The sequence below is a fragment of the Stenotrophomonas sp. SrG genome, assembly GCF_050031795.1.
Lineage (GTDB): Bacteria > Pseudomonadota > Gammaproteobacteria > Xanthomonadales > Xanthomonadaceae > Stenotrophomonas > Stenotrophomonas rhizophila_A.
Map to the genome: position 1 here is coordinate 1 of NZ_JBNBBE010001662.1, position 231 is coordinate 231.

Consider the following 231-nt stretch of genomic DNA (forward strand, 5'->3'; position numbering starts at 1 on the left):
GGGCCAGGGTGGTGACCATGATGGTGTCCTGGTAGCGGCGCTGGCGGCCGGCCTTGCGGCACGCGTCGGTTTCACCGTGCACGGACGGGTCGCCCTCCTGGACCCGGCGGTTGTGGGCGCAGCCGAGCAGGCGGCCGTCGTTGTGGTACAGGGCAGCGCCGATGGGGATGCCGCCATCGGCCAGGCCCGGGCGGGCTTCGGCGCTGGCGGTTTAAAGCAGGGCGGCGTAGT

The 231-nt window shown here is 72.7% G+C and carries 1 pseudogene; it reads right to left on the bottom strand.

From position 1 onward, the window contains the following. A pseudogene (locus tag ACQG3P_RS25015) lies at positions 1-184 on the bottom strand (nucleoside deaminase); the annotation flags it as partial. Positions 185-231 lie beyond the last annotated feature (47 nt).